This window comes from Bdellovibrio sp. HCB2-146 (genome assembly GCF_047345725.1).
Classification (GTDB): domain Bacteria; phylum Bdellovibrionota; class Bdellovibrionia; order Bdellovibrionales; family Bdellovibrionaceae; genus Bdellovibrio.
This window is the reverse complement of the sequence record NZ_JBLEQP010000002.1, coordinates 661089-680797: the sequence shown is the minus strand read 5'-3', so window position 1 is coordinate 680797 and position 19709 is coordinate 661089. Positions and strand designations below refer to the sequence as shown.

24 protein-coding genes and 1 tRNA gene are annotated in these 19709 nt (G+C 46.1%); 17 read left to right on the top strand and 8 right to left on the bottom strand.

Annotation, left to right across the window (positions count from 1 at the left end):
* Window positions 1-74 precede the first annotated feature (74 nt).
* On the top strand, window positions 75-470 hold the full coding sequence (locus ACLWOR_RS14205; protein ID WP_413941424.1) for a group II truncated hemoglobin: 396 nt from the start codon (window positions 75-77) through the stop codon (window positions 468-470).
* A 34-nt stretch (window positions 471-504) separates the two neighbouring features.
* Window positions 505-945 carry a DUF2127 domain-containing protein gene (locus ACLWOR_RS14200; RefSeq protein ID WP_413941423.1) on the top strand — a complete coding sequence of 147 codons (441 nt, stop codon included), beginning with the start codon at window positions 505-507 and terminating at the stop codon, window positions 943-945.
* Window positions 946-988: 43 nt separating this feature from the next.
* On the opposite strand, the gene ACLWOR_RS14195 is transcribed toward ACLWOR_RS14200, so the two are convergent.
* Window positions 989-1657: a hypothetical protein gene (locus tag ACLWOR_RS14195; protein WP_413941422.1), complete on the bottom strand. Its 669-nt coding sequence runs from the start codon at window positions 1655-1657 to the stop codon at window positions 989-991.
* Between the two features lie 150 nt (window positions 1658-1807).
* On the opposite strand from ACLWOR_RS14195, the gene ACLWOR_RS14190 reads away from it, so the two are divergent.
* Window positions 1808-2572, top strand: coding sequence for a DUF4423 domain-containing protein (locus ACLWOR_RS14190; protein WP_413941421.1), 765 nt, complete (start codon window positions 1808-1810; stop codon window positions 2570-2572).
* A gap of 37 nt (window positions 2573-2609) precedes the next feature.
* Here the strand turns inward: ACLWOR_RS14190 and ACLWOR_RS14185 are convergent, their stop codons facing one another.
* From ACLWOR_RS14185 to ACLWOR_RS14175, 3 genes are all read right to left on the bottom strand, one after another.
* Entirely contained in the window at window positions 2610-3020 is a 411-nt protein-coding gene (locus ACLWOR_RS14185; protein WP_413941420.1) for a CoA-binding protein, read from the bottom strand.
* The gene (locus tag ACLWOR_RS14180) at window positions 3017-4183 is read right to left on the bottom strand and encodes a metallophosphoesterase (RefSeq protein WP_413941419.1); all 1167 of its coding nucleotides are present in this window, start codon (window positions 4181-4183) and stop codon (window positions 3017-3019) included. Before ACLWOR_RS14180 ends, ACLWOR_RS14185 begins: the two co-directional genes overlap by 4 nt.
* Before the next feature lie 73 nt (window positions 4184-4256).
* Window positions 4257-4721 carry a hypothetical protein gene (locus ACLWOR_RS14175; protein ID WP_413941418.1) on the bottom strand — a complete coding sequence of 155 codons (465 nt, stop codon included), beginning with the start codon at window positions 4719-4721 and terminating at the stop codon, window positions 4257-4259.
* 117 nt (window positions 4722-4838) lie between these two features.
* Here ACLWOR_RS14175 and ACLWOR_RS14170 point away from each other — a divergent pair, with 117 nt between their 5' ends.
* Window positions 4839-5234, top strand: coding sequence for a DUF1904 domain-containing protein (locus tag ACLWOR_RS14170; RefSeq protein ID WP_413941417.1), 396 nt, complete (start codon window positions 4839-4841; stop codon window positions 5232-5234).
* Window positions 5235-5255: 21 nt separating this feature from the next.
* Here the strand turns inward: ACLWOR_RS14170 and ACLWOR_RS14165 are convergent, their stop codons facing one another.
* Window positions 5256-5837: a hypothetical protein gene (locus ACLWOR_RS14165; RefSeq protein ID WP_413941416.1), complete on the bottom strand. Its 582-nt coding sequence runs from the start codon at window positions 5835-5837 to the stop codon at window positions 5256-5258.
* 102 nt (window positions 5838-5939) lie between these two features.
* Between ACLWOR_RS14165 and ACLWOR_RS14160 the strand changes: the two genes are divergently transcribed.
* Entirely contained in the window at window positions 5940-6074 is a 135-nt protein-coding gene (locus tag ACLWOR_RS14160; RefSeq protein ID WP_413941415.1) for a hypothetical protein, read from the top strand.
* Here ACLWOR_RS14160 and ACLWOR_RS14155 read toward each other — a convergent pair.
* Window positions 6071-7246: a twitch domain-containing radical SAM protein gene (locus tag ACLWOR_RS14155; protein ID WP_413941414.1), complete on the bottom strand. Its 1176-nt coding sequence runs from the start codon at window positions 7244-7246 to the stop codon at window positions 6071-6073. The two genes, ACLWOR_RS14160 and ACLWOR_RS14155, sit on opposite strands and share 4 nt — an antisense overlap.
* A 125-nt stretch (window positions 7247-7371) precedes the next feature.
* Here ACLWOR_RS14155 and ACLWOR_RS14150 point away from each other — a divergent pair, with 125 nt between their 5' ends.
* Genes ACLWOR_RS14150 through ACLWOR_RS14140 form a run of 3 tightly spaced genes read left to right on the top strand, consistent with a single transcriptional unit; the run spans window position 7372 to window position 9348 of the window.
* Window positions 7372-8301 carry a pseudouridine-5'-phosphate glycosidase gene (locus ACLWOR_RS14150; RefSeq protein ID WP_413941413.1) on the top strand — a complete coding sequence of 310 codons (930 nt, stop codon included), beginning with the start codon at window positions 7372-7374 and terminating at the stop codon, window positions 8299-8301.
* Window positions 8302-8353: 52 nt separating this feature from the next.
* A complete protein-coding gene (locus ACLWOR_RS14145; protein WP_413941412.1) occupies window positions 8354-8989 on the top strand; it encodes a hypothetical protein in 636 nt (211 codons plus the stop codon).
* Window positions 8974-9348 (top strand): hypothetical protein, encoded by a 375-nt coding sequence (locus ACLWOR_RS14140; protein ID WP_413941411.1) that lies wholly within the window; start codon window positions 8974-8976, stop codon window positions 9346-9348. The genes ACLWOR_RS14145 and ACLWOR_RS14140 overlap by 16 nt, the downstream gene beginning before the upstream one ends.
* A 29-nt stretch (window positions 9349-9377) precedes the next feature.
* On the opposite strand, the gene ACLWOR_RS14135 is transcribed toward ACLWOR_RS14140, so the two are convergent.
* On the bottom strand, window positions 9378-9650 hold the full coding sequence (locus tag ACLWOR_RS14135) for a hypothetical protein (RefSeq protein ID WP_413941410.1): 273 nt from the start codon (window positions 9648-9650) through the stop codon (window positions 9378-9380).
* Window positions 9651-9822: 172 nt separating this feature from the next.
* Here ACLWOR_RS14135 and ACLWOR_RS14130 point away from each other — a divergent pair, with 172 nt between their 5' ends.
* Window positions 9823-10167 (top strand): hypothetical protein, encoded by a 345-nt coding sequence (locus ACLWOR_RS14130; RefSeq protein WP_413941409.1) that lies wholly within the window; start codon window positions 9823-9825, stop codon window positions 10165-10167.
* 92 nt (window positions 10168-10259) lie between these two features.
* On the opposite strand, the gene ACLWOR_RS14125 is transcribed toward ACLWOR_RS14130, so the two are convergent.
* A tRNA-Leu gene (locus ACLWOR_RS14125) sits at window positions 10260-10345 on the bottom strand.
* A 378-nt stretch (window positions 10346-10723) separates the two neighbouring features.
* Here ACLWOR_RS14125 and ACLWOR_RS14120 point away from each other — a divergent pair.
* The 8 genes from ACLWOR_RS14120 (at window position 10724) to truB (ending at window position 19597) form a co-directional block, all read left to right on the top strand.
* On the top strand, window positions 10724-11938 hold the full coding sequence (locus tag ACLWOR_RS14120) for a hypothetical protein (protein ID WP_413941408.1): 1215 nt from the start codon (window positions 10724-10726) through the stop codon (window positions 11936-11938).
* Window positions 11939-12034: 96 nt separating this feature from the next.
* Window positions 12035-12658 (top strand): hypothetical protein, encoded by a 624-nt coding sequence (locus tag ACLWOR_RS14115; protein WP_413941407.1) that lies wholly within the window; start codon window positions 12035-12037, stop codon window positions 12656-12658.
* A complete protein-coding gene (locus ACLWOR_RS14110) occupies window positions 12659-13096 on the top strand; it encodes a GNAT family N-acetyltransferase (protein ID WP_413941405.1) in 438 nt (145 codons plus the stop codon). It abuts the gene before it with no gap.
* Between the two features lie 189 nt (window positions 13097-13285).
* Entirely contained in the window at window positions 13286-13804 is a 519-nt protein-coding gene (rimP, locus tag ACLWOR_RS14105) for a ribosome maturation factor RimP (protein WP_413941404.1), read from the top strand.
* A 14-nt stretch (window positions 13805-13818) separates the two neighbouring features.
* Window positions 13819-15210, top strand: coding sequence for a transcription termination factor NusA (gene nusA, locus ACLWOR_RS14100; protein ID WP_413941403.1), 1392 nt, complete (start codon window positions 13819-13821; stop codon window positions 15208-15210).
* Between the two features lie 172 nt (window positions 15211-15382).
* The gene (infB, locus tag ACLWOR_RS14095) at window positions 15383-18286 is read left to right on the top strand and encodes a translation initiation factor IF-2 (RefSeq protein WP_413941402.1); all 2904 of its coding nucleotides are present in this window, start codon (window positions 15383-15385) and stop codon (window positions 18284-18286) included.
* The gene (gene rbfA, locus ACLWOR_RS14090) at window positions 18283-18684 is read left to right on the top strand and encodes a 30S ribosome-binding factor RbfA (RefSeq protein WP_413941401.1); all 402 of its coding nucleotides are present in this window, start codon (window positions 18283-18285) and stop codon (window positions 18682-18684) included. The genes infB and rbfA overlap by 4 nt, the downstream gene beginning before the upstream one ends.
* On the top strand, window positions 18677-19597 hold the full coding sequence (gene truB, locus ACLWOR_RS14085) for a tRNA pseudouridine(55) synthase TruB (RefSeq protein ID WP_413941400.1): 921 nt from the start codon (window positions 18677-18679) through the stop codon (window positions 19595-19597). Before rbfA ends, truB begins: the two co-directional genes overlap by 8 nt.
* Window positions 19598-19709 lie beyond the last annotated feature (112 nt).

Here is a 19709-nt window from a genome sequence, read left to right as displayed (position 1 = left end):
TCGGGGGCTTCTTTAGTCAAGCCCACGCACTGCGCCGTCTTAACATCCATCCAGAGTTGGGCTAATATGTAGAAATGCAACAGACTCAAAAGACAGCCTATGAAATGATCGGTGGCGAAGAAACTCTTCGCAAACTCGTTAAACGCTTCTACGAAGTCATGGATACCATGCCGGAAGCAAAACCTATTCGCGATATGCATCCAGCAGACTTGCAGAGCTCTGAGGACAAGCTTTTTATGTTCATGTCGGGCTGGCTGGGCGGACCTAATCTCTTCATGGAAAAATTCGGTCATCCGCGTTTGCGTGCACGTCATTTGCCGTTCTCAATTGGCAAAGCGGAACGTGATCAATGGATGATTTGCATGGTGCAGGCTTTTGAGGATGTACAAATTCAAGAACCTGTTCGCTCAGATCTCTTGCATTCTTTGCTAAATCTTGCTGACCATATGAGGAACAAGCAAGAGGGGTAATTTGGCGCCATCTCATAAGGGCGGCCTACGAGCCGTGGCACTTTTTGAAGCTTTTAAAGGTCTTTTGGTATTAGCCGGAGGCCTTGGGCTGTTAGATCTCATGCATCGCAATCTAGAGAAAGTGGGACGCCAACTTCTGAGTCAAATTGGCGTCAACCCTCGTGACGAATATCCCAAAATCTTTCTGCGATTTCTTTCTGAAATTAATGACGGTAATATTCGCATGTTGGCATTTTTTGCCTTTGCGTATTCGCTTCTTCGTTTTACCGAAGCCTACGGATTATGGCGGGGAGAAAATTGGGCGAAGTGGTTAGGAATTATTTCCGGCGCAATTTATTTACCATTAGAGTTTTATGAAATGGCTAAACACTTCACCGCGGTGAAGCTGGCCATCACTGTCGTCAATATTCTGGTCGTGATTTATCTTGTGCGCGTGAAAATTTCCGACTCCCAGTCGAAATTATCTCCGTCGTGATTTAAACTGATTGTTAAATAGCGCAACGCATTGACTTGCGTTATCAAAGCGAAGGAGCCGTGTTCAAAGCCCGGCGAATTTGATTATAGAATTTCTCCTGCTCAGATCCCGTCGTTTGATTGTAGCCAATAAGGGCCACGACTAAATCTTGAACTGGCTTTTTATAATAGAACGCGGGATCTCTGCGATAGTCTCGCAACAGCACTTCATGAAGAAGAGCAATAACCTGCTGATCTTCTGAAAGCTTCGCCCAAAGTGGTCCTTTGATTCGATAATAGGCAGCACCTGTCACTTCTCGGGTTTGCATGATCATCAACTCAAGCTTACAGTTCCATCGGCTGATTCTCAGTTTCGTATTGATATCCACGTCGCTGTAACCGCGAGTGAAAAAAGGACGGCCATCAAAGTCTGCAAGAAAGGTGGCTTCTCTGAAAAAGGTTGAAGCCCAAGCGCGATAGCGTTCGGCACGGGCAGGAGATAGCTTTTCTAGAGGTCTTAAAAGCGCACCAAATTTGTGATTGATTCCAGAGTATTCAGAATGAATACCGTGAAAAGTTTTTTTATTATCCAGTTGATAAATAAAAAGATCCAAGAAAACAACTTGCTCATCACAAAGAACCACATGACCGCCATTGCCTCGCTCAAAGCCCGCATGGGATAAGCCTGACATGAGTGTGAGAGCCGCCAAGATCGCAACGAAATGTGTTTTCATGGGCCTCGGATAGCATGGGTTTAAAACACTGTCTAGAAAACGCGTGCAAAAGCCAAATTCAGCCGTGAAGAATGTTCCCGACGGCTTTTTGGAACACTTTAGATCGGTTTAATAGTTGCTTTGTGAAGGAAATTTCCAGATACAGGGGACATGGAAATGCGTATAGCTGACTTTATGCGAATTCAATTGGAGAAACGGAAGCAAAAGAACCCCCGTTATTCACTCCGCTCCTTCGCGCGCAATTTGGATATTTCATCGGGCAAGCTCAGCGATATTATTGCCGGCAAGGTTTGTGTGGGCCCCAGAATTTTCGCTAAAATCGAAAACAACCTCTCGCTTTCAGAGGCAGAAAAACGTCATTTGCGTTTCCTTTATCAAAACGAACGAAAAAATAGCCGCCTCTTGGGTGGAATTAAAAGGCAGCTTCAAGAATCCGAATATGCCCTGATTGCATCACCAGAGCATTTTGAGATTTTAGCCCTTATGGAAACTCGCGATGCTGTTTGTGATTATGCGTGGATAAAAAAACGCCTGGGATACAGCAAAGAAAAAGTTGAAAGCGCGCTCACGGTTCTTTTGCAACTGAATATGATTGAGATGGTGGATAAAAATCGTTTCCGCGTCGTGTATGGAGGAGCAACCACCAGTCATGATATTCCGTCCGAAATTATTCGCCAATCCCATCGCAATGTGATTCTGAATTCCCTGGAAAAATTAGACGAATGCTCGGTGAATGAAAGGGATTTTTCAAGTATCACGATGGCCGTCAATCCCGAAAAAATGGATCAAGCAAAAAAAATGATTCGCGATTTCAGACGTCGCCTGTGTCGTTTGATGGAGTCCGGAGAAAAATCTGAAGTTTATACACTGAATGTTCAACTTTTCCCAAATACTCTACTACAAAAGCGTCGCTAGATCACGTGAAGAACCCGTCACCCGACAAGCGTGCTAACTAAAACCAGCGCTTGTGCTCGATGATCAAACAGCGATTGGAAACAACTTTGATTCCAGCTTTTTCGGCGCGCAATTCGGCTTCCGGATGAGAAATTCCCAACTGCAACCACAACACTTCAACACCACCGACAGCAAGAACTTCATCCACAACTTCGGGGATGCGATCTGAACTGCGAAAGACATCGACAAACTTTCGATATTCCGCCGGAACATCTTTTAAAGAATCATAAATCTGAAATCCGCCCGCGGAATGATTTTTGGGATAAGTTCCTACCATTTGCCAGCCGTGATCGCGCATGTAGGCCGGGACGTAGTGGCTGGCTTTTGTCGAGTCGGGACTCAACCCATAGACAGAGAACTTTTTGTACTTTTCTAAGAGAGCTTTGATTTCACTGTCTTGAACATTCATTTTCCTTCTCCTCTGGTTAAGATGATTTCCGTCAGTTCACAGTAAGTTCCCATCCGTAAGCTCGGTCCCCAATAACCTGTGCCCTGATTGACGTAAAGTTGAAGATTTTTGATATGGTAGAGACCCTTTGCATACTTTTGGAAAAAGCCTATAAGGAAGTTCCATGGGAAAAACTGTCCACCATGAGTATGTCCTGAAAGTTGCAAATGAAAACCGGCTTCGGCCGCTTGCGGTGCGAGCGAAGGTTGATGTGACAATAGAATTCGAAAGCTTTTTTCTTTGAACTGTTGTTGTAGCTTTTTAAAGTTAGGCCCTTCCATGGCGGCCATTGCCGCTGCAGGATCGGGAACTCCGCCCACTTGTAAGAGATGTCCATCTTTTTGCACGTTGATCACATCATTCAGAAGAACATGAAAGCCTAAAGAACGAAAGGCTGCTAAGGCTTGGCCAATCTGCCAGTAGTACTCGTGATTTCCCGTAACATAGAAACTACCAAGAGGAGCTTGGATCTTCTTAAGCATCTCGATCTCTGTGAGGTGTCGAACTGCGCTGCCATCCAAAATATCGCCGGTGTAAACGACCAGGTCTGCTTTTACTTTTTCTGCGGCTAGAACAAGCTTTTCAACAAACTGCTGCGGGAGACTTGCACCGATATGCAAGTCTGTGATGTGCAAAATACGAAGGCCCTCCCAGGCGGCCGGAAGATCTGCAAAACGAAGCTTCATTGTTTTAACACGAGGACCGATTCGCACAGTGACGGTACCAATCAAGATCATGATAAAAGGAAGAATCAGCAAGAGTCCTGTTGCAGTAGTTCCGTAAAGATCTTTTTGCATCCACTCTGTCGTCCAATGAAGGGGCAAATAGTGAACGGCGAAGCCTGCGATATCGCGCAAGATCACCAATGTTCCTAAAAAATTAATATAAGCGAGTGCAAAGTGAGAGGCGGCGAAAAAAGCGTCATGCCAGGGTTTGTGTTGCAGGCGGCGTTCCGACCAAAAATACAACGGCATCGACAAGACCAGTCCGAACATCAAAGCAAGGAAGACAATCACACCGAAAGCAGGTGCAAATGTAAGATCCGTAAAGCGTAGCAGTTGATGTGAAACATAAAAGAAGATGCCAAGGAACAAGATGATAATAACAGCGCGAAACAATCCCATAGAGGAATACTATAGGACTGTTTTCAGGGCCTCACAAGAAGTTCCAGCCTCGTGGCGAGATTTGGCAAGCATATTAAAAATGGCAGGCCCAAGAGTCCGTGGTCGATGTTAAGAAATAGGGGCAACGATAAGTGCGTTGAATTTCCAGGCTGCGTGGACTGATAATGACTCGACGGACTACTTTTTTCGCTGGAGCAAAACTCCCGCAGATATCGCCGCTATAGTCAGCTGTGGCCTGCATTTCATAAATCAATTGGTCACTCTTGCGGCGTGCAGTTTCAATCATATTGTCGAGAACAAATTCGGTGCTGCTAGTTTCGAATTGGATGGAAATGGCATTATAGGAACCCGCAGTGTCCTTATAGGGCTTGATTTGCAGTCGACAGGCGCCCACGTGAGACTGATTTTTACCGGCAAGAACGACTTGGCCTTTCCCTTGAGAATTCAAATACGGCTGCAGATCCGTAACCAAGTTTTGGCCGAAAGCGGATAGGGGACCCAAAAGACTCACAATAAGAGAAATAAATAAATGGCGCATGTCCAACCCTCTAGCGAGAGTCGTTCCAGGTATGTGGCCTTTTAATTGGAGCTAAAGCGAAATGCCGTGTTTATTTTATAGGGGAGAGCCGTAAAATGACTTCCCTCAGGAAGGCTTATGGATTCATCGAAGAGACGCATGTCTCATTTGACCGTAAAAACCGAGTGGGAGTATAGTGGTCCTATGCCACATATTCGTTTTCGTGCTTTAAAAGAAGATCAAGTTTGCCACTTAAGTTCCGAGTTGAGTCCTTTATTGGCGGCAGCTATTCAGACTTCAGAAGATAATTTTACTTTTGAACATGTCGCGACCCAGTTTTTCACTCAGGGAAAAATCGTGGAGTCTTATCCATTCGTGGAAGTTTTGTGGTTTGCGCGTGCGCAAGAAATTCAAGATCAGTGTGCGAAGATTATTACTGATAAAGTAAAATCAATCGCGAATGCGGAAGATGTGGTGGTGGTATTTTCCGTTTTAGATAAAAGTGCTTACTACGAAAATGGGAAGCATTTCTGATGCTTCCCATTTTTTGATTTCTTATTTTTCCATCGAGCTTAAAATTTCAGTTACTTGTTCTTCCGAGACAACGGCAGCATTGTGGCAAGTTCCCTTACTGCCCGGGAAGATTTTTGTACACTGAGCTTCGGAGGCCGCTTCTGAACTTGCGCCGAGGCTTAGCGTACAATCGCGTTTCGAAGCGTACTCATTAATAATTCGCAAACAGGCATGTTCTGACATACACACTCGAGTTGCGGAATTATTGGATCCTTTAAGGAAGACACCACTCAAAATGACTTTCTGATTTGGATGAATCAACTCGCACTCAACCAAACCGCTTTTGTCTTTTTCTTGGTCATCAGAAATGGGGTCTTTATTTGGTCGTGAGCCAGGAACAGACTCGGGTTCAGACTCAGGATCAGACACCACGCTTGAGTCCGGATCAATTCCAGGGTCGCGTCCGATATTGTCAGCCGCATCTGGAGTCATAGAAGTGAACATAACCGGGTTGCTTGTTTGCCCGGCAAAGTTCGCAGGAGAACAGTTTTGAAAGGCGAGAATGCAAATCAGAGAAGAAGCGCCGATCAGCAGGCCTTTAAGTTGTCTCATTTTGAGCTTCATATATTCCTCCAAAAAGTTCTGACACCTTGAGAGTAGAGCAAAGGAGCTGCCAAGTGGCGGGTCGTTTTATTTCATCTGGGGGGCAAAGTTTGTTGAAGCAAAATGAGAACAAAGATGGATAGTGATGGATTCTCAGGTGAGATCTATATCTTAGGAGCGGCTGTGTATTTTAAGGTCATTTCAAAAATTTTGACGTGTCAATTTGACCCACCTTACCGCTTGGAAAGCTACGGTTAACGAGGCTGGGCAAACTCGGGTACGATTTCGTTTAGGTTTTGCTTTCGCATGTCGTCGAGTTTCATGGTGAAAGCGACAAATTCATCCCATTGATTGTGGTGGGATGAATTTAGAAGATGTAAGAGATTCTCCACGCCAGGATAATCTTTCATTGGCTCGAGACGTTGTCGAGCCAGCTTGGTCTTCTGAGGTGAAAGAACGCCCACAGATAAAAAAGAAGGCTGGTGAACAACATCGAGATACACCGGAAGGTTTCGATCCTGAAAGAAGCGCAGAAATTCGGAAACATGAAAAACATTGTAAGCCTGAATGGTGCTGGCGATGGAAATTTCAACGGGAGCAATCCGAGTGGCATTTTCCAATAAGTCCAAGTTGGAAAGAATTTGCTGCCAGCGACTTGGATAACGGATGTATTCGTTGAGTGCACCCAGTCCATCAATGGAAACTCGCACTTTGACTTTTTGAAATTGCGCCCATAGCTCTGGGAGATCCGGGTCCCAAACAGTTCCATTGGTATTGTAACGAAGCTCAATATGCGACGCCTCGCCACTTGAAACACAAGATGCTAAAAATTTTTTGTTCAATGATACCAAGAAAGGTTCGCCACCGGTCAGATAAACTCGCTTCAAGCTTGGGACAAGTTTTTGAATTTGCTCCCAGGATTTTGAGTCCTCTGCCCAGTTGGCTTTGCGAATTCGTTGCCATCCCTTTTCATCGGGTTGAGAAACGAGATCTCCCAATAGGGGCCACTCCATCGTCCATGCAGACGACGAGTAGGGGCCGCACATTCGGCAGCGCAGGTTGCAGGTATTTCCCATGCGCAAATCCAGCTGCTCAACCTGATCTAATCCCACTGTTGTCGGTAAATCTGCGGGATCCATATCCGGAAACTTTTGTAACCAAGCTGTTCGTGGAGAGGGGGAACCACTGGCCTCCAGTTTGTAACAATTGGTGCAGGCTGAAACGGAGTCGCCAGATTTCATCTGCGCCCGAACTTCTTGGAAAAATGGAGTGTTCCAACCGGCCTCCAAGTTTTCTGTCATCTGGGCCACCGATCCGTCGGCATGTTTCGAGAGATTGAGGCCCGATACCGAAGAACAACAAAGCCGCACGGATCCAGTCGGAGTGGAGGCTATTTCTTTCCAAGGAAGCGGGCAAAAAGTTTTACTCATCCTGAGTATGCTAGAGCATGGTTTTCCAGGGGTCATGTAATCTTTTACTTTTTTCTGGCAGATTTTTGTGTTCCCCGACATTTGCGTATAAGATGCAGTAAACGCCTAAGACACGAGGTTCATAAGTGAATCGTTTAAAGCAACTGAAAGTACAGCTCTCTGAAGAAGTTCAAAACGCCTTAGCTAACGGAAAGCCGGTCGTTGCGCTCGAGTCCACGATCATTTCTCATGGAATGCCTTATCCACAAAACTTTGAAATGGCATTGGCAGTGGAAGAAAAGGTTCGCCAGAATGGCGCGGTACCAGCAACGATTGCAATTATTGATGGAGTTTTGCGCGCAGGACTATCACGCAATGAAATTGAAAGCTTCGCAAAAAAGGGAATGCAAGTCACTAAAGTCAGTCGCCGTGATATTCCGGTGATTGTTGCGCAAAAAAAAGACGGAGCGACCACCGTTGCCAGCACCATGATTATCGCGGAGCTTGCGGGTATTTCAATTTTCGCAACGGGTGGAATTGGGGGTGTTCATCGTGGAGCTGAAACCACAATGGATATTTCCGCGGACCTTGAGGAGCTTGCCCAAACCAACGTGGCGGTGATTTGTGCCGGAGCAAAATCTATCTTGGATATTGGTCTGACACTTGAATACCTAGAAACAAAAGGCGTTCCCGTTTTGGGTTATCAAACTTCAGAGCTTCCTGCTTTTTACACTCGCGAAAGTGGATTCAGAGTCGACGCTCAAGTCGACACTCCAGAACAGACGGCAGCGATATTAAAATCGAAATGGGAACTGGGGCTAAGGGGTGGTGTGATTATCGCAAATCCTGTTCCGGAAGCCTACTCATTGGATTTTCAACAAATGGATCAAGTGATTCAAAATGCTCTTCAAGAAATGAAGGTACAAGGAATCAAGGGCAAGGACTCGACGCCTTTTCTCTTGGGTAAAGTGAAAGAGCTTACGGCAGGTAAAAGCCTAGAAACCAATATCCAATTGGTGCTCAATAATGCGAAGGTCGCGGCGCAAATTGCCGTTGCCTATGCTCAACAAGTCTAGTTTCGGCCTGTTTCATTGCAGATTGTTAGGGTCGTTCCGATATAGAATGTGAATGAAACGTGTAAAACTTTTGCTCACATCTTTGGTCCTGCTGTTGTGTTTAAGCTCGAACGCATTCGTGTTTTTGGCGATTCCATTTGCTATTAGTGGGGCGCAAGTATTGATGGCAGGAGCTGTCGCTGCAGCCGCAGCGGCGGGTGTTGTGATCGTCGATCAGGGCTCTGAGCTATTGGAAAAAATTAAAGCCCAGTCGCCCAGCGAGGAAGAAATGGCGGCCGCTTCCGCAGAAAGCCAAAACGATTTTGCGTTGGCTCTCAAGAAAGCAACAGGAATTGTTGAACACAAAAGTTGTGAAACTCATACCGAGTCGAGCACAGGCACTTGCAATTCAACACCTGAAGTCTGCTGCAAAGACTTCCTGGATAAATTCCGGGATCACCTACACAAAAATTCCGGCGCTTTTGCTTTTTTCAAAGACGCGAAAAGACACAAGATGGTTTGTTGTTATGAGTGGGATCATCAACACGGGGGCTTTGAAATTTTTGATAGACATGGAAACCACCTCGGAGAACGTGGCTGTGATGATCTTAATGAAGATCCTTGTGAATACACGGCCAGTCGAGGTAAGCACGCGCAACCTAATAGCACCACTCATAAACCGAGGAGTCAGCTGTGTTCATCACATTAATGGCTCTCTTGCTTCTATCTCACAGTGCTAATGCTGACTGCTTAAAATTAAATACAAACGGTCTACAAAAGTTTGTTCATGAGAAAAAAACTTATTATAGCGACGCAAAAAAAACCTTCTTGCTATCGTCCGGTTGTGTAAAGGCCGATGCCAGTGCGACTGAAGTAAAGTTGAGCTTGAAAAAATCGGGGAGCCTTGAAACTCTGAGCGAACAACGAATCGCTCACTCAGTTCAAGCACAAGGTGCCACGGTCCTCACGATTTTTGACTTCGGCGCACAAAACGGTCAGGTCACAGCCGTTTCGGGTAAGCTGTCTCCAGCAGACCTCAAAAAATTGATCCTTCAAAGAATCCAATAACGATCATGATTTCCCGTGCCGTGAGCTGTTTATTGAGGGCAGGAAATTGAAACGCCACCACCTTCACCGTTATTGCTTAGGCCGTAACAGTTTTTACCCTCTTTAGTCGAAAAGTGATAAGCGGTAATGCCTGCGCCCATATAGATAGACTGCACAGTTGTCCCTTCAGAAAACTGCGCGCTCCTGGTCTCCGTAGCGGCAGGTATTCTCTTGTTTTCTTTTTTTGTTTTTGCCTCTTTTGCTTCTTCCGCGTGCGCCATCGAAATACCCAAGATCAAAAATACACAGACTGATAACTTCATTGATCACCCCTTTTTTTAATCTTAGTCGGACTAGAAAATGAGTGACAGTCCAGAGTCAGTATCGGTGAGTTTGTTTGCTGCGGTTTTTTTATTTTGTGCTCCCAACGGAGTGGGGATTTTTAATTTCGAGTGAAGAATTTTGCCGCGCATTGGCTCATAGATTTTAGAATATGTGTGCGGCGCCGACTTCTGTAAGGACGATCTTGTTTTATTCGGAGAGAGTACAATCGCGGATGTAAAAGCAATTTACACGACCAATGCAGGTTACAGCGATGACGTTAAAGTCGCGATTAGAGAAAGAGGTATCAACTTCAACAGGGTCGTACCTCCCGAAGAAATTTCTGTTCAAGTTCGATGCAATGAAAACGAATCTTTGTGTCGCGGTGACTATGCCGGTGTTCGCGGGACGTTATTTAGAAAGGTCAAAATCCTTAATCTGTTCAAGAACAATCTTGCCAATGTCATTGACAGCGATGGTCGGAAATTTATCATCAGCCTGGAACGCCTTAAATGGTAAAATGGAAGTCGAAACGAAAAAAGGCCATCCTAAGATGACCTTTTGTTTTTCCTTTAACTATCGACACATGGGTGTTCGAATAGCTTGGGATTTGGTGCGGGTGGAGGGACTTGAACCCCCACGGACGTGAATCCAAGAGATTTTGAGTCTCTCGTGGCTACCATTACACCACACCCGCGCTGAGGAAATCGTTTTACGGAAATTGCATCGAAAGCTCAAGCGCTTTTTTTCAAAAGACACATTTTTAACTTATTCTGCATGCTTATTAAGCGAACCGATGCATTTCTCAGCTTCTGGAAGATCTATATATAAGGACAATCAAAGTGCTTCGCCGGGGTGGGTCAAAACGACTCCAGTTTGAAAGACTTTCAGAAAGTGTTTCGACGGTTGTCACATTTTATCAAGACCCACTTTTTACTTTCAGCGACCAAACATTACAACAACCGGGGATATCAATAACTTAGACGCCTGCGACGAATTGCGGCCAAGTTGGCACTCGGCTTGCTTTAGGCAGGGTTGATCAAAAAGGTTTTATGAGAAACCACGAGGAGTACCTATGAAGAAATTTATCTATATCCTTGCGGCCTTGAGCATCGCGCCCACTTTCGCGATCGCACAAAGCCTCGAAAGCGATGTCGATGCTGAGCTTGATCAAATGTATTCAAGCGCACAAGCAGCACCGGCTCAGGCGGCAGCACCAGCTGCAGCGGCTCCAGCAGCACCGGCTGCGGGTGTTGTGTCTACTGCGCCAGTTAGCGGTCAGCCGATTTATATCTTAAATCAGGCGACACCGACTTCAACTGCGACGTCACAAGCACAACAAACGGCTGTTCAGAAACAACCAACAACAATTATCGAAGCGTCTCCTTTGACAGAGTCTCGCGCGGAACAAATCCGTCGTGCTCGTCAAGATGCTGAGTTGGCAACTGAACAACGTATCGTTGAAAAGCTCGAAACTTCCCGCATGGAAGATGAGAAAAAACGTGCAAACGTTCTTTTCGGCGACAAATTTAATTCATTAAATGAGCAACCACAGGTTCAACAACCTGTGCAACAAGCAGCTCCAATCGTGATCCAACAAGTTCCTGTTCAAAAGGTTGAAGAACCTAAAGAGAACACACGCGATATCATCCGTGAAGAACTTGCTGCGGCTGCATTGAAAACAAAAGAAGAAGAAGTCCAACCAGAACCAGTAGAGACGAAATACGTAGCTGGTATCCTTGGAGTAGGTGACTACCCAGATACGAACAACGTAAAGGGTCAGTACGCTATGGGTGTGGCTTTCGGTTCGAAATTTGACAATATCGTGATCGAGGGTGCTTTCTTGTACTCGAACTATCGTTTGACTCCACGTACGGGTTACTACGGTGGATATGGTTACAGCTACGGCGGTTACTATGTTCCAAATGAAATCGATATCAACCAATACTCAGGTCAATTGGCTGCGAAAGTTCAACTTTTCGACGCTATCATTAAACCTGTATTCGGTGGTTTGGTTTCTTACTCATACCGTGAACAAAAATGGGCGAATGACGGTTACGGCGTTCCAAACAACTCTGCTAAATCTCATGCGATTGACGTAGGTGCTCTAGTAGGTGCCGACCTTGAGTTCAATCCGAAGTATTCTCTTGGTTTGGATTTCCGTTATATGTGGAATCTTTCAAATCGTTTGGATGCTCCAGCAGGATCTATCATGGATTCGCCTTACTATACTAAGGTCGAAAAGCTCCAATACTACGTCTTGTCTCTTGTCGGACGCGTTAATTTCTAATCTAATTAAAGTATAAATTTAATTCCTCAGTGGTTACAGACCCCGCCAGCGATGGTGGGGTTTGTTTTTTTTGGCGTTTGCAGGCATAGTCTTCGTATGCAGATGTTGTTGAGTCTTTTCTTTCTTTTTCCTACACATGCTGCCACCGTGGTTTCTGAGTCGGTGGGGCAAGCGGGGGAGTACGTCATCACCGCACGTGAAGTGCAAATTTCTGCAGCGATCGATCAGGTGATTGCCGGTAAAACTCCGACGCCTCTTGAAATCCGCACGCAAGAATCTGATTTTCGTAATGCCGTTGCCAATGTCTTGTTAGAAGTCGTCGTTGCGATGGAAGCCGAGAATTTTAATGTCGGAACAGTGGCGCCAGAGGAATTAAACAATGCTCTTTCTCGCATTGATAAATCTCTGAGCGGGAAAAGTTTCTGGACACGTCTGGAAGCAACATCGGAAGAAGTGAAAAAGTTTACGGCACGTAAATTGGTGGCGAAGAATTTTTTAAAGTTTAAATCGAATTCCATGGTCGGCATTATCACCGATCAAGAGGCGCAAGCCTATTACGATAAGAATCGTATTAAGTTCGGCAGTATGCCGTTTGCTTCGTTTAAGGAAAATATCAAGACCTACCTTGCACAACAACAACTCGAAGAGCGTTTGCGTTCTTGGTTTGAAGTGATCAAACGCAAATACAAGGTTCGCAACCTTTTGCCATCTGGATCTTAAGTGGAAATTCGCAATCTCTCGATCGGAAACAAAGGTGCCATGCGAGTTTTGATCAAAGAGGTCATTGCCCACCAAGGCTTGTTAGCTGAATTTTTTTGGCCCGAAGAAATGTTGGGGCCGGAATTGGCGACGGCAGAGGCTGTGGGTGTTTTCGAAGGCAGCGAGCTTGCCGGTTTTGTTTTGTATCGAATCAATCCCCAGGCTTGGGAGATTTCCTTGGTGGCGAGTCATCCTCGTTATCGACGGGCGGGCTATATGAAAGCTCTGATGCTTCATCTAATTGGCGCAAAGGGTCAGGACAAAGAGCTTTGGCTAGAAGTTCACGAGAAAAATGTAAAGGCCCAGAATCTTTACGAAAAATTGGGCTTTGTGCGCCGGGGGCATCGACCTAAGTATTACCAAGACGGGGCCACAGCCTATTTGTACACGTGTCCCTAGTCGTTCCCGGGACAATTGAGATAAACCCTTGCTCTTCCTCAATTATTTTGTTAACTTGGCCTCGTTCAATGGGCCCTCGTAGGCCCATTTTTTTTTGGACAGGACCTGACTGTCACCCACGATTGTGCGCTAGAACCAAGTCGATGTGAGTGACGAAGGGTTTCTAGTTCGCGTAGGAAATAGAGAAGAATGTCAGAAAAACCATCGTGGATGGATAAAGTAGAAAGCATGGCCAGCAAGGTCGCAGCTCAAGAGGGCTGTGTGCTTTACGATATCGAGTTTGTCGGTATTGGCAAAGGTCGTACGCTTCGTCTTTTTATCGATAAAGAAGACGGCAGCGTGAGTATTGATGATTGCTCCAACGTTTCTAAAGGCATTAATGCCTTCCTGGATGAAAGCGATATTATTCCTGGGGACGCTTACAATCTGGAGGTTTCAACTCCTGGATTGGATCGTCATTTGAGCAAACCTTGGCACTTCCAAAAAGTTGTCGGCAAAAAGGTTTATATCAAAACAGCGAAAGCGTTGGAAACAATGGGTGTCACAGACAAGAAATGGAAAGCGGCAAAAACTGTCGAAGAAGTTTTGGAATCTGCGGATGACTCAGGAATTCGTTTTGTCGTTAAAGACGTCGAGATCAAAATCCCGTACGGCATGATCGATAAAGCGAAATTGGTATTTGAAATTAATAAAGGTCAAAAGAAATAACAAAAGAGGGTATCATGGCTGAAAATTTGTTTTCAGATCTATCACGCGTGATTGAGCAAGTAGGTAAAGATAAAGGTATCGACAAGCAAGTCGTTATCGATGCTATTACTCAAGGCATGCTAGTGGCAGCTCGTAAAAAATACGGCACTTACCGCGAAATCGAAGCCACTTATAATGAAGACACTGGTGAAGTTGAACTTTATGAGTTCAAAGAAGTCGTCCCTCGTGAAAAATTCATCGACGAAGAAGTTGAAATTCCATACGACGAAGCTGTCAAAATGGATCCAAACGTTCAAATCGACGATTCAGTTGGTATTAAAATCGAAGCTGGTGACTTGGGTCGTATTGCGGCTCAAACAGCAAAACAAATCATCATGCAAAAAGTGCGTGATGCTGAACGCAACATCATCTTCAACGAATTCGAAGAGCGCAAAGGTGAAATTGCATCTGGTATCGCTCGTCGCGTAGAAAAAGGTGCTATCGTTGTCGATTTGGGTCGTACAGAAGCGTACATCCCACCTCGTGAACAAATCCCAGGCGAACAATACAAACCAGGCGATCGCATTCAAGGTTACTTATCAGAAGTTCGTCAAACAACTCGTGGACCTCAAATCATCATGTCTCGTGCAGACGAGCGTTACTTGATGAAGCTTTTCGAAATGGAAGTTCCAGAGATCTACGACGGTGTTGTTGAAATCATGGCAGCAGCTCGTGAGCCAGGCCAACGTGCAAAAATCGCAGTTCGCTCTAAGGACAACTCTGTTGATCCAGTAGGCGCTTGCGTTGGGATGAAAGGTTCTCGTGTTCAAAATATCGTTCAAGAACTTCGTGGCGAGAAAATCGACATCGTTCCTTGGGACGAAGACATCACTCGTTTCGCGTGTAACGCTTTGGCTCCGGCTGAAATTTCACGCGTATTCATGGATGATACGAATAAAGAAATGGAAATCGTTGTTCCAGATTCACAATTGAGCTTGGCAATCGGTAAACGTGGTCAAAACGTTCGCTTGGCAGCTAAATTGACAAGCTGGAAATTGGATATCCTTTCTGAATCATCGGCTTCTTCACGTACTGCGGAATCAATCTTCAACTTGATGTTGATCCCAGGCATGAACGAAACAATGGCACAAAACATCTTCCAATCTGGTTTTGGTTCCTTCCAAGCTGTTGCTGCTGCAACAACTGAAGAAGTCATGACAATCCCAGGTTATGATGACCCAGATAAAGCAGAAAAACTTGTCAACGAAGCGAAAGCTCTCGTTGCGAAATACCAAGCTGAAGGCGTTCCAGTTCCAACTGCGCCAACAGCAAACAAAGACAGCAAATCAGGCTCTGTATCTGCTAAAGAACAAGCTGACTTGATGTTAAAACAAGAGTTGAAAAAACTCGAAGCTGCAGACGAATAGACCGCGAGGTCGCAGTCGGCGGAAGCCGGCAGAGTGGAGCGAGCTCAGCTCGCGAAACTGAAGCACCGGCTTGACCGGGCAGAGTGAAGGGCCGCAAGGCCCGTAAACTGGAGCAGAGCAGGTGGCTTTGCAACAGAAGTAAGTAATTGGATTGAAGTAACAGGGAGACTGAGTGAGTAATCCAAAGGTTTTTGAATTTGCAAAAGAGATCGGGATGACCCCGCTGGCGTTGATGGACAAGATCCGCGAGTGGCAGATTCCAGTGAAGAGCCACATGGCGGAACTTTCGCCAGAGGTCCTTGCGCAAATTAAAGTGAAACTTGGTGGCGGTGAAGCCGCAGCTGAGGAAGTAAAGCCGAAGAAAACAGCAACACGCAAACCGGCTGCTAAAAAAGCAACGGCTGCTGCCGCTGAACCGGAAACACCGGCTGCTGCCAGCAAGTCTCCTGTTATTCGTCGTAAAAAAGATGAAGTCCCTGTTGAGCCACCAAAGGCGAAAGTGATTTCAAAACCAGAAGCGGAAGCTCCTGTAGCGACTGAAGAAGAAGCATCTAAAACAACTCGCGTAGTCGTGAAAAAACCGACGGTAGCAAAAGAAGCTCCAGCTCCGGCTGAAGAAGCTCCAGTTGCTGCAGCAAAACCTGTTGTCGAAGAAAAAGTCACGAAAGTTGAAGCTCCTCCAGCGCCAGTGGCCGAAGTTAAAGCAGAGCCTGTAGCAGCTCCGGCTCCAGAAGCCGCAGCTCCAGCAGTTGCTCGTAAGAAAGAAGTTGTCGTGGGTACAAGCGGCGTAGCGAGTGCATCCACTCCAGCTTCAGCTCCAAAACGTAATATCATCGGACGCATGGATCTTTCCCGCGTTCAATCTCAAGCACCTCCTCGCTCTGGTGGATACCAAGGCGGTGACAGAGGCGAGCGCCCTCAAGGTGATCGTCAAGGTGGTGGTTTCGGTGGTGGTCCACGTCCAGGCGGTTTCAACCGTCCTGCGGGTGGCGCGCCGACTCGTAACATCCGTACAGGTTTCGTAGCACAAGCTCCGATGGCTCCACCAGAGCCTTTGGCAGATGCAGATCGTTCACGTGATTTTGATAAACGTAAACGTTTCGGTAGCGGTCCAAGTGCGGGCGCAGGTCCTGCGGGCCCTGGTGCTGCAGGTGCAGGTGGAACGGGTCGTGAAGAAGCTCCAGCGGTCTTTAATGCCGTTGAGTTCCGTAAGCGCGAAATGGTTTTCCAACCGAAAAAGAAAAAAGGTTTGTTGGATCGTGAGTCTATGAAGACTCAAATCACAACACCTTCGGCGCATAAGCGTGTTGTTAAAGTAAATGGCAGCATGAAGGTTTCTGACTTGGCAGTTGAGATGGGTTTGAAAGCTCCTCAATTGATTAAAGTTCTTATGCAAAACGGTGTGATGGGTAACATGAACACTGTTTTGGATTTTGATACGATCGCATTGATCGTTCCAGAGTTTGGCTGGGAAGCACAAAATATATTCAAAACAGCAGATGAAGTTTTGGAAGCGACAGCTTTCGGTAACTTGGAAGCAGAACGCATCACTCGTCCACCAGTTGTGACAGTGATGGGTCACGTCGACCACGGTAAAACTTCATTGCTAGATGCTATCCGTAACGCAAAAGTGGCTGCAGGCGAGGCCGGCGGTATCACTCAGCACATCGGTGCCTATTCTGTAAAAATGGATGACGGCAGCTTTATCACGTTCTTGGATACTCCGGGTCACGAAGCCTTCACGGCTATGCGTGCACGTGGTGCCAACGCAACAGATATCGCGATCATCGTTGTGGCAGCGGATGACGGTATGATGCCTCAAACACAAGAGGCGATTAACCATGCGAAAGCAGCGGGCGTACCAATCATCGTAGCGGTAAATAAAATTGATAAGCCAGGCGCAAACCCTGACAAAATCAAACAACAATTGACTGAACTTGAAATCGTGCCTGAAGAGTGGGGCGGATCGACGATCTTCGTTGAAGTGTCTGCACTTAAACGTACAGGTATCGATACACTTCTAGAAAACATCCGCCTTGTTGCGGAAGTTCAAGATTTGAAAGCAAATCCTGAGCGCTCTGGTACAGGTATTGTGATTGAAGCGAAAGTTGAAAAAGGAAAGGGTTCTGTTGCCACGATTCTCGTGAAAGACGGTTCTGTTTCTGTTGGTCAATACATCGTAGCGGGTACTGTTAAAGGTCGTATTCGTTCATTGATGAATGACCGCGGCGAGCGCGTTCAATCAGTAGGCCCGGGCTTCCCAGTGGAAGTTCAAGGTTTGGAATCGACTCCAGCTGCGGGCGATAAATTCGATATCGTAAAAGATGAATCGACTGCAGAAAAAGCAGCCGCTCTTCGTAAAGAACAAGCGGAAGCCGCAGCAGCGACTCCAGCTTCGAAAATGTCTCTTGATGAAATCTTCTCGAAGGTTAAATCAGGCGATGTAAAAGAGCTTGGCATCATCTTGAAAGCAGACGTGCATGGTTCTCTTGAGGCTATCAACGGCATGCTTTCTAAACTTTCAACTTCTGAAGTGAAAGCGCGTGTTATTCACTCAGCAGTTGGCGGTATCAATGAATCCGACGTTCTTTTGGCTCACACAGCAAAAGGTATCGTTCTTGGATTCAACGTGCGTCCTGATTCAGGCGCGCAAGCTAAAGCAAAACAAATGGGCGTCGACATCCGTACGTACTCAATCGTATACGAATTGATCGACGAAATGAAAAAAGCGATGGCGGGACTTCTGTCTCCAGACGTGGTGGAAGAGCAAATGGGTCGCGCAGAAGTGCGTAACACGTTCACTGTTCCTAAAGTTGGAACGATTGCAGGTTGCTTCGTAACTGAAGGTAAAGTGCAGCGTAACAACATGATCCGTCTGATCCGTGACGGTAAGATCGTTTACGAAGGAAAAATCTCTTCGCTTAAACGTTTCAAAGACGATGCTAAAGAAGTGGCTTCCGGCTACGAGTGCGGTATCGGTATTGAAAACTTCAATGACGTTAAAAATGGCGACATCATGGAAGCTTACGTTAAGAAAGAAATCGCACGTGAACTTGATGGGAGTGCTTCAGTATGAAGAACATGGGTGATGGACGCCGAGTCGCTCGCGTAGAACGCGAAATTCAAGCGACCGTTGCTCAGTTTCTCCTTCGTGATTTGCGTTCAGAGCTGCCGGGAATTGTTTCGGTAGCTTCTGTTAAAATGCCGGCGGATCTTCGTGCCGCGAAAGTCTACATCAGTGTTATCGGCACTGATGAAGAGCGTGACGAAGTGATGGATATTTTAAAGGAACGTGCTTATGAAATTCAGAACTACATCGGTTCTGAGCTGAAAATGCGCTACTGTCCGAAATTGACATTCTATTCAGATACAATCACCGAACAAGTCATCAAAGTTGATCGCATCCTGCAAGAGCTTGAAAACGAACGAAAAGCCAAGGGCGATAAAGGTTCTTCCGAAGCAGATGATGAATAAGCAAAATTTCAATGGTCTCTTGTTGGTCGATAAGCCTTCAGGGATTTCTAGTCATGATGTGGTCTCACGTCTTCGTCGTCTATTAGGCACGAAGTCGGTCGGCCATTCGGGAACTTTGGATCCGATGGCGTCAGGTTTGATGGCCTGTTTGATCAATGAAGGCACAAAACTTTCTCAATACATTTTAGAAGGCGACAAAGGATATCGGGTGCGCGCTCAATGGGGCATTCGCACGGATACTTTGGATACGACCGGAGAAGTTTTAGAAACTAAGCCAATCACGCACACCCTTGAACAAGTGGTGCAAGAAGCTTTGTCGCTTCAGGGTGAAATGGAAGTCGAAGTTCCGATTTATTCTGCGATTAAAATCCAGGGTAAAAAGCTTTATGAGTACGCTCGTGAAGAAAAAGCTGTGGAAGTTCCCAAGAAGCTCATGAATTTTTGGGATGTCACATTGGTCGAACAAACGCCGGAATGGGCGGAGTTTGACATTAAATGCACCAAAGGCAGCTATATTCGCACATGGGTGGATCTTTTAGGTCAAAAGCTCGGTTGTGGGGCTGCGATGAGCGCCCTGCGTCGAACCTGGTCGGCTCCTTACGTGATCAGTCAGTCTCTGACTTTGGAAGCTTTGGAGCAAACTTTAAAGGCCGGGGAGACCCATGATGCCTTTGTCGGAATGGACAAAGCGCTTCCGATGGTGAAAAGAATTCGAGTCAAAGGGCAAGATCAGGTGCTTTTGGGGAATGGGCAGATCAGCCATGACCTGCGAACCCAACTCATTGCTCTTTTTAAACCATCTGAGGACCAATATATCCAGGTTCTATCCCAAGATTCGGGTCATTTGTTGGCCTTGATTGGATTAGAGCCAGGCCGCGGATTTGTGCTCCGTCGGGTCTTTAAGTACGGATAGAAAGCTTGACCCCTTGGGGCCAAGAGGATAGAAACATAACTTCAAATTCTCCCCAGTCGACAGCCATGACGATTTTAAGGGGGTTTTTGATTAAACAATAAGAGGTTTTAGC